We start from the raw sequence: 7,063 nt of genomic DNA, 5'->3' as shown, positions 1-7,063 counted from the left end.
TCCGCGCACTTCGCGCCGGCCTCGTGCTCCGTCAGGATGCCGATGATCTGTTCGTCCGTAAATCTCGTTCGCTTCATTGTCCGTCCCCAAGTTGGGCCGGACTCTAATCGACGGTGGAGGAAAAATCCCGTGGCAGGTCACATCGGTCGTATCGTATGGCGATACCCGCCAGTTCTTGAGGCAGCCGAACATAATCTTGATGCGGTTGCGCCGTTTGTAGCGTCGTTTGTCGTATTTCATCGACTCATGCGAGACTTCCGGCCGGAGGTGCGGGCCTCTAATCCCTTGACTTTAAAAGATTCCCTGATCCAATCAGCATCATGGTCCACATCTGCCAGTAGCAGCCTGCCGAAGAGAGGCTGCTACTCCCCGATCCTTCGACAGTTTCCGGGGTGATTTAAGCTACTCTCTGCCCGGCTGGTCGGTTTCGATCTGGTTGAAGTGGGCCACGGTAGGCGGCTTTCCGCCATGGGCTGCGTAAGGCCGCGGATGGTTTGTAGAAGGGAGCCATCGACCAACGCTGAGTTTGACCTGCGAACCGGTTTCCTAGGCGTTCGTGGAGACGCACTCGTACTTTAGCGATCGTCAGAGGCGTTCGATGAAGATGTTGTCGAAGTAGCGCTTTGCCGTCCAGCGAGATGTTAGCGCCGATTGAAGTTTCCCAGAAGTGCTGAAGTAAATTCCCAAGTTCCGGCGCCGACGATCAGCCGTGATCGATCCTCCCGCTTTTTTGGCAGTCGTCATCGCCGTTCCGCCTGCAGTGGCGGCACGAGCGTTGCATGAGTGCGGGTCTGTTCGGGCATGAGCGAGACATCTAAACTGTCCACCGGTGGGTTGTCCGTCGGCAAGGTGCAGGATATTGTCGACCTCGACATGGCATACTTAGCCCGGCTACTAGATTGTATATAAAAGAAGAAGCCCAAATCGAGGCGCTGGAGTTGGAGCAGCCGGTATTGCCAACGGAGAACCTATGCCAACATCTATCGTGGGACATCGCCATTTGCACCGTCCAGTGTTGCACAGGAGCATTTATCGGAGAATGCTAAAAGCGCCACGTGACAACCGAGTTTCGGAGTTTTTTGAAACGGATCGGTACGCCGTGCCGCGAGGATGGAATGTGGCTCTGATGATGATAACTATCTCGAGTATAACACACGCGAGCAACTGCAGCGGCGGACGCACGCCGACAGATCCTTGTAGCAAGCTCTACGAAATTTAGATTCAGGAGATAAGCTTGGCTTTTCCGTCTTCCTATTCTCAACTATACCGCATGCTTAAGGGACTCCGCAAATGAGATCTGCATCAGTATGACCAGCATGACCGCAATCAATTCCACTTGCGGAGGGCCAGCTGAGCACATTAAACGTGAGGTTTCAGAGGTCCTGTCTATCTATTCTCGTCTTTTTTCTACGGAGGCGCTGAATTTTGTCTTTTACGCAGGCACAGATCCTGTTTGGAGTGCACCCTCGATCATCGAGATGCCCTTTACGTTTCACCCTGATCATATAAATTCCCAGTTTTTGGGTCAGATCGAACTTCCCGGAGCTCATCCTAGTGTGCCGACCATAACCATTCTGGTGGCAATTCCCCGAAAGCCCCTGCCTATTGAGATGAAACAGACAGAAGCGCCATGGGTACCAGTCAGGAAGCTGCGCGCGGTTCATCGGTTCGCTCCCATGATTTACGAAAAAATCCGTTATCATGCAGAGATGCTACGAAAGCAACATTCAATCAAGCGCCACTCCCAAATTTCTTTACCTATCGGCGAAGGGTCGACCCTATTCTCCAGCCCGCAGCAGTCGGTTAGCGATAAACGTCCAGCGATATTAATTGGGATGCACTGGCTGGAAGTGGGCGGTGCCGAAAAGCTGGGCTTCGATACGATTCAGTGGGCACTGGAGGCAGGACTGCGCGTCTTTGTGGTCGCAGGGGTTCCCTCGATTCAACGAATGACGGAAAAGCTGCCCAATAGTCCAGATGTGACCTTCCTGCGCCTGGATCGCTATCTGCCGCACCATCTTTGGCCACGGTATGTCGAAAAATTAATTCGGACCGAGAACATTCAACTGATCCATATTCATCACTGCCGGCCACTTTATGAATCGCTGCCGCAGGTCCGGGCCAAACTACCTTGGGTCACGGTGATCGACAGCACCCATATCATAGAATACGCCGATGGTGGCTTTCCGCGTATATCCGGGGTCTGGTCAAACTTTATTGACCTTCACCATGTGATCAGCAAGGAGCTGATCGATTACTACCGCGAGAATTTCCACCTCATTGGCAAGGTCAAGTTGGGGCGCATGCTTAAACCGGTCGAACGTCAGGCTAGCTTGCCTGAACTCAATATGAAGCCTGGGAAGAAGCGTTTACAGGTGGCTTTTGTTGGGAGGCTTTATTACCAAAAGCGTCCGGTGATCGTTGCTGAAGCGTTTCGAGCTCTCTCGATCTGGGCGAAACGCAACAATGTCGTTTTGGCTGGAAAAATCGTGGGTGAGGGGCCCTTTCTTGATACCGTTAGGGAGCTGCTGCGGCGCTACGGCATTGCTTGCCAGATTGAGCTTTTACCGGCCAACTCGCCGGTGTCCGACATCCTGCGGCAATCCGATATCCTGCTGCTGCCTTCGAACAACGAAGGGCTGGCGCTCGTCTGCTATGAGGCAGTGGAACAGGGCTGCATTCCAATCTCGACCAACGTTGGCTCGCAAGCCGAGATCATTCCGCCCGACCTATTAGTGCCCTTGGAACCCCATGCCTGCGTCAGAGGGATCGTCAGGGCGGTAAATCGCCTCTGGCATGACGCCGACTTCCTGTCCTGCCAGCGTGAGGCTTTGGTCAGCTCGTGGTCCGCGATAATGAATGAACCTACCGCACGCGACATATTGATGCCTGTTTACCAAGATGCAGCGGCGAGCTTGCAAGAGTAGTTTATCAAATGAATGCCTTAAGCAAGACGACTGCAGTGATCGTAACATTCAATCGCTCAGCGAAATTGGTGAGAGTACTGGATGCGCTTGATACCCAGACGTGGAGGCCCGACACGATCCTGGTAGTGGACAATGCTTCGACCGATGATACACAAAAAGTAATTGAGGCGCGAGCGCGCGCTGATCTGAGCATTCGCTATCTTCGACTGCCCAGGAACATGGGCGGTGCCGGCGGCTTTCATGAAGGTCTTAAGGCAGCCTATGCTATGGGGGCCCATTATTTCTGGATTTCCGACGACGACGCCTATCCCGAGCCTGACGCCATCGAACGGCTGATCAGTGCCATCACCACGTTTCAGGTAACGACCGAATGGCGTCCCAGCTTTGCATGCTCTCGGGTAGAGTGGATTGACGGTACCATGTGCGAGATGAACACACCACGCCCGGTCTGGGATTGGCCGCGTTTCCTGCAAGCTGATTCCGGTTGGGCATTAGTTGACTCCGCCTCGTTCGTATCCCTCCTGATCCCGCGTTGGGCAGTTGAGAAACACGGTTTGCCGATCTCGGATTACTTTATCTGGTTCGATGATGTGGAATATACTCGGCGCCTATCGCGATCCTATCCCGGAATCTATTGTCCAGAAAGCCGAGTAATTCATGACATACCCGATAACCGGGGGGTGAATCTCGGGCTGGTAGATGAAAAAAGTCTGTGGAAGTTCAAATATGGTGTCCGCAATGAGACGTCTTGGCGTAGACGCGAGTCCGGCATCCTAGGCGTACTAGCCTATACTTATGGTGTGCATCAGCAAATGAAAGATGGTAATGTGCCTTGGAGGCTCCGGAGGAAAATATTCCAGTCGGTCGTTCGAGGAGCGATGTTTTTACCCAAAACTGTGCCAGTCGATTAAAGTCCATATTTATCGGTAAAAATGACAGAATATTGTAGGAGAGTATTTTGAAATTAGTTATCTTTATTGGTCACTTTAAAACAGGCTCAACATCCATTCAAAGTTTTTTGTCTAGTAATTTTCTACGCCTACTGCAGGCAGGGATATTATATCCCTCGGTTGAATCTCAAGGTATGGCACGTAACTTGCAAGTAGTCCTTTCAGGTCGAGATATGCCCACTATCGGGGACAGCCTGAACATAATTGAGCCCCACAACGCATTAGCGCTCAAACTAAAAACGGAGGAGGATCGGCATGGTGTCCCCTCCTACTATCCGAACTTGCCGAGCGGTTTTCAGATGCTTGAAGCTTTGAATAACCAAATAAGTGCAATCGACCCAAAGTCGGTTATCCTTTGCTCTGAAGTATTTGCCCTTTTTGGGCTAACAGAAAAGAAGGAAAGTATCAAGCGTCTGGCAAGGCGCTTTGCGCATCATGAAGTGACCATCTACTGTAACTTACGACGGCCTGACGAATATATATCCTCGTGGCACCGACAGAGATTGAAGTTTGGTGCTAAGCTTACTAAGCTCTCTGAAGGAGCACTTGATGAATATATGAATAGTGCCCATATTCAACAGGCAAAACTTATAAAGGGCTGGGTTTCTGAGCACTTTCCTGACGCAAAGCTGATTGTAAGAAACTTCGATGACGTTAAGTCGGCGGGAGGGTCGGTAGATGATTTTATTATGAACTCCGGAATTTCTTTTCCAAATCATGTGAAAATTCCAAAAAATCAGAATCCATCCGTGCCAAGTGCGTTTGCTGAGGTTGGGCGGCGTGCATTTCACGAGCTTAAACGCGAGACTGCAAGTCAAATAGTTGGCTGGTTGTCGTCGGCTGGAGCAAGGGTTGCGCACTACTCAGACCAAGAGGTTGAGGTGTTTGGACGCGAAAATCGTGAGATTTTGCTACGATGCTTTCGGCCGATCGCTGAGGAATTAAACAAAATCACCGACCGATACCCTTTCTACTCCAATCTTGAGGATTTTGGGTGCTGCCGTCCTATAAATGAAGTAGATGCATTGAAAGAGGCATTGCCAGGTCTTGTTCTTGATGCTAAACGGCAAAGCTTGCCAGAAAACATTCTTGATTGGCTTAATAATTGGAGGAACTAAGATAGTCGGTGAGGGTTTTACCAATTATTTGTTGACTCGTAGCCGGATGAATCGGTACGAACCTATCGATGGCAAAGCAAGGGAGTAAGCGTGAGAATCCTCTTTCATGGACCTGGAACATCAAGCTATTTGCCTGAGATAAGTCTTCCGAATACCTCAGGTATCCAGCATGGTACAACGGAAAAATTCTTGGGACTGCGCGACACTCATTCTCTTACGAGCAATCGCGGAAATATTATCCACGCTGAAGCTCCCTCGCGTATCTTCTCCTGTAAACGAAGACGCTCTGCCTTTGCAAATCTTGGAACATTACATCGGATCTTCGGCGCTCAAATCGGAGTGAGACTTTCCAGAAATTTTGATCTTTTAGTTCTTTCAGCCGCAAACTTTATTTCGGAGAAAAAAGAATTAGTTAGGCTTCGAGATGCGTTAAATGCTATTGGTGACGCCGTGCCTATAATCGTGCTTGGTGCTGGGCTGCAAGGGGAGCCGGAACTATCCCGTATGCATTCATCTGTTCAGGAAATTTTAGATATCTATAATAAGCGTGCACTGGTTTTTGGTGTTCGTGGTCTTCAGACGGAAGCGTGGTTACATCATAATGGCTTTACTAATGCCTGTGCCTTAGGTTGTCCGAGTATGTTTGTCTTTCCATCCTCTATATTATCTATCGGGCAGGAAGAAGTCGCAGAGGCGAATGAGAAAGCCAATGTAATGGTGGCCGGGTATATCACAGTAAGGGGTGGACGTAATTATGGCCGTGGCGTAAAACTTGCAAAAGCAATACAAGGTGTGCGCGGTTCATATGTATTTCAGGATGAGTTTTTTGCGTATGGAGATCTTGTGGATGAGCGAGGCTCTTTTAACGATGCTACCTGTACCGGTAATCGTGACCGGCTTAATGCCTTGTTAAGCGAAGCGACGGAAGTTCCTCTTCGCTTTTCTAACTACTATTATTTCTCTGAATCATCTGCCTGGCGGCAGGCAGCATTAATGCATGATGTCTATATTGGGGACCGGTTCCATGGCGGCGTGGCTGTCTTGCAGGCGGGCCGACCCGGAATTTTCCTTTCTCATGATAACAGAGTCGCTGAATTGACGGACTTTTTTAACCTGCCTCGGATGACAACTGATGAACTAATTTCTGAAGGTGTGGCTGGGGCGATCCGGACACGACTGACGCCGGGTTCGATATCTCGATTCAAGGAAACCTATATAGAGCGGTTCGCAAACTTCAAGACTACAATGGCAAAGCATAATATACGGGTCTTGCCTCGTCTCTAAGCATGGTAGATACGCGCGCTGCGCGATCGGTTGTGCGGCATTATCGACGACATTACCGCGAATACCTAATCGCGGTCCTGCCAAGGCCGGAGCTGGCGCTTGCACTCATTCGGAAAATACCGGCGTTTCTTCTTCATTGAACGCTCCTTTCGTTAGATCGAAAATCTAGCATGAATGTCCACCACTAGAGGGCAGGTAACTTTTGGAACCGTGCATGGCAAAGTTATCAAGGCGATTTGCCTTATGGCAGGATCGTCCCCCATTCCTTGGCGGCGACCAAGTCCAGCTCCAGAAAACTCGTGACCTTGGTTGATCGTCCGCTCCTGCATGCATTTCCACTCGAAAAACTATTTCGATCCTGCGCAATCTCGAGCAGATCGAGGCCGGGACAGGCGGCGAAATCCAGTTGACCGACGCCATCGCCGCCGACGTCAGCGCCGGCAATCCGGTGCATGGCTACCGCTGCGAAGGCGAGCAGTTTCGACTGCGGCTCCAAGGCGGGCTTCCTGCAGGCGACGGTGGCCTTTGCGCTCGCGGAGGATGATCTGCTGCGCTATATCCAGGACGCCGTGATCATTCCCAAGGCGGCACAGTAAGGCCAGGACGGACCAGAAGACATGAAAACGATACTCGTCACCGGCGGGGCAGGCTATATCGGTTCGCATGCCTGCAAGGCGCTGAAGGCGGCAGGTTACATCCCCGTCACCTATGACAATCTGCTGACCGGCTGGCGCGACGCGGTGAAGTTCGGCCCCTTCGAGGAAGGCGACCTTTCCGACCGCGC

7 protein-coding genes and 2 pseudogenes are annotated in these 7,063 nt (G+C 51.0%); 6 read left to right on the top strand and 3 right to left on the bottom strand.

What is annotated here, in order from left to right:
• Positions 1-103 precede the first annotated feature (103 nt).
• Positions 104-341: pseudogene (locus B0B01_RS13490) on the bottom strand (IS5/IS1182 family transposase); the annotation flags it as partial.
• Positions 342-585: 244 nt separating this feature from the next.
• Positions 586-744: a hypothetical protein gene (locus B0B01_RS13215; RefSeq protein ID WP_159438987.1), complete on the bottom strand. Its 159-nt coding sequence runs from the start codon at positions 742-744 to the stop codon at positions 586-588.
• A gap of 563 nt (positions 745-1,307) precedes the next feature.
• On the opposite strand from B0B01_RS13215, the gene B0B01_RS12795 reads away from it, so the two are divergent.
• From B0B01_RS12795 to B0B01_RS12785, 4 genes are all read left to right on the top strand, one after another.
• Positions 1,308-2,927, top strand: a complete 1,620-nt coding sequence (locus tag B0B01_RS12795) for a glycosyltransferase (protein ID WP_083946391.1) — start codon at positions 1,308-1,310, stop codon at positions 2,925-2,927.
• 8 nt (positions 2,928-2,935) lie between these two features.
• Entirely contained in the window at positions 2,936-3,838 is a 903-nt protein-coding gene (locus tag B0B01_RS12790; protein ID WP_076650462.1) for a glycosyltransferase family 2 protein, read from the top strand.
• 47 nt (positions 3,839-3,885) lie between these two features.
• On the top strand, positions 3,886-4,995 hold the full coding sequence (locus B0B01_RS13120; protein WP_143733119.1) for a hypothetical protein: 1,110 nt from the start codon (positions 3,886-3,888) through the stop codon (positions 4,993-4,995).
• A 90-nt stretch (positions 4,996-5,085) separates the two neighbouring features.
• Complete coding sequence (locus B0B01_RS12785) at positions 5,086-6,279, top strand: polysaccharide pyruvyl transferase family protein (protein WP_083946389.1); 1,194 nt, start codon at positions 5,086-5,088, stop codon at positions 6,277-6,279.
• A gap of 241 nt (positions 6,280-6,520) precedes the next feature.
• Here B0B01_RS12785 and B0B01_RS13305 read toward each other — a convergent pair whose 3' ends face one another.
• Positions 6,521-6,733: a hypothetical protein gene (locus B0B01_RS13305; protein ID WP_076650460.1), complete on the bottom strand. Its 213-nt coding sequence runs from the start codon at positions 6,731-6,733 to the stop codon at positions 6,521-6,523.
• Between B0B01_RS13305 and B0B01_RS13115 the strand changes: the two are divergent.
• Both B0B01_RS13115 and B0B01_RS12775 read left to right on the top strand, forming a co-directional pair.
• Positions 6,632-6,875 (top strand): annotated as a pseudogene (locus tag B0B01_RS13115) (UTP--glucose-1-phosphate uridylyltransferase); the annotation flags it as partial. The gene B0B01_RS13305 and the pseudogene B0B01_RS13115 sit on opposite strands and share 102 nt — an antisense overlap.
• Positions 6,876-6,896: 21 nt before the next feature.
• On the top strand, positions 6,897-7,063 hold a 167-nt coding region (locus B0B01_RS12775; protein WP_143733102.1), incomplete at its 3' end, for an NAD-dependent epimerase/dehydratase family protein.

Origin of the sequence: Pontibaca methylaminivorans (assembly GCF_900156525.1) — a bacterium.
GTDB classification, from domain to species: domain Bacteria; phylum Pseudomonadota; class Alphaproteobacteria; order Rhodobacterales; family Rhodobacteraceae; genus Pontibaca; species Pontibaca methylaminivorans.
The sequence above is the reverse complement of the archived record's forward strand: the minus strand, read 5'-3'. Positions and strand labels throughout refer to the sequence as shown.